This is a genomic window from Xanthomonas sp. SHU 199, assembly GCF_000364665.1.
GTDB lineage: Bacteria > Pseudomonadota > Gammaproteobacteria > Xanthomonadales > Xanthomonadaceae > Xanthomonas_A > Xanthomonas_A sontii.
The window spans coordinates 1-1,519 of the sequence record NZ_AQOI01000467.1 but is presented as its reverse complement, the minus strand read 5'-3'; the positions used below and the strand labels follow the sequence as shown (position 1 = coordinate 1,519).

Here is a 1,519-nt window from a genome sequence, read left to right as displayed (position 1 = left end):
CCGCCGGCAGCGGGGTCGCCGGCAGCGCCGGCCCGGTCCCGGCCGGCCCGTTCGCCGACAGCCTGGACCCGGCCACGATCCCGGCGCTGGCGCTGGACGTGGACGACCTGCGCTTCGGCGCGATGACCCTCGGCGCGGCCTCGCTGCGCACGCGCAAGCTCGCCGACGGCATGCAGGTGGACCAGCTGCACCTGCGTTCGGACAAGCAGAAGATCGACATCAGCGGCGACTGGCGCGGCAAGGGCGCCACCGCCCGGACCCAGCTCAACGCCAACGTCGACAGCCGCGACCTGGGCGAGTTGATGCAGAACCTGGACTTCGGCGGGCAGGTGCGCGGCGGCGAAGGCCAGCTGACGCTCAGCGCCGCCTGGCCGGGCACGCCGTCCGGCCTGCAGCTTGCCACGGTGCAGGGGCAGCTCGACGTGGCCGCGCGCAATGGGCAATTGCTGGAACTGAACCCGGGCGCAGGGCGCGTGCTCGGCCTGCTCAGCGTGGCGCAACTGCCGCGGCGGCTGATGTTCGATTTCCGCGACTTCTTCTCCAAGGGCTTCGCCTTCAACCGCATCGACGGCCAGATCCGTTTCGGCGACGGCCTGGCGCGCAGCGACAACCTGGTCATCGATGGCCCGGCCGCGGAGATCAAGGTGCGCGGCGAGGCCGACCTGCGCGCCCAGCAGTTCGACCAGACCATCGACGTCAATCCCAAGTCCGGCAACCTGCTGACCGTGGTCGGCGCGGTGGCCGGCGGGCCGGTCGGCGCGGCGGTCGGCGCCGCCGCCAACGCGGTGCTGGGCAAGCCGCTGGGCAACATCGGCGCGCGCACTTACCGGGTCACCGGGCCGTGGAAGGATCCCAAGGTGGACGTGATCGAGCGTGAATCCGCGCGGCCACCGGCGCCTGCCGCGACGCCGCCTGCTTCGTCCGGTAGGCCCTGAAAAGCCGGGATTGGGGATGCCAGCCTACGGCTGTTGAAAGCCGGGAGTGGGGATGGCGGCGGTTGCGCGCGATGCCGGTCTGCAAGGATGGCAGTGGCGCGGCGCCCTGCGCGTGCATGGGATGCGGTGCATTGCCTGGAGACCGCCGCGCTTCCCGCGCGCCTGCCGTGTTCAGACTGTGCCGCCCGCCGCTTGCGCTGCGCGCCTTCCTCCCCCATGTTGAGCCCATGAACGATCACGCCCTGAGTCTTGCCGAAACCCGCCTGTTGCTTCCCGCCGGCCTGGATGCCACCAGCCTGGAGCGCGCCTTCGGCACGCTGCTCGGCCCCGGCATCGATTTCGGCGACCTGTATTTCCAGCATTCGCGGCGCGAGAGCTGGAGCGTGGAGGACGGCATCGTCAAGGACGGCGCCCACTCCATCGAGCAGGGCGTGGGGGTGCGCGCGATCTCCGGCGAGAAGACCGGCTTCGCCTATTCCGACGACATCCACCGCGATGCGCTGCTGGCCGCCGCGCAGTCGGCGCGGGCCATCTCCCGCGACGGCGGCGCGCAGCCGGCGCACGCGCTGCAGCGCGGTGGCGGC

Annotated in this window: 2 protein-coding genes; both read left to right on the top strand. The window is 72.0% G+C overall.

The genetic code is table 11. From position 1 onward, the window contains the following. Nucleotides 1–935 (top strand): YhdP family protein (locus D183_RS0114845; protein ID WP_017909697.1); only part of this gene is annotated, 935 nt, incomplete at its 5' end. A 227-nt stretch (nucleotides 936–1,162) separates the two neighbouring features. Next, nucleotides 1,163–1,519, top strand: a 357-nt coding sequence (locus tag D183_RS24870; protein WP_039727871.1) for a PmbA/TldA family metallopeptidase, incomplete at its 3' end; no start/stop codon positions are given.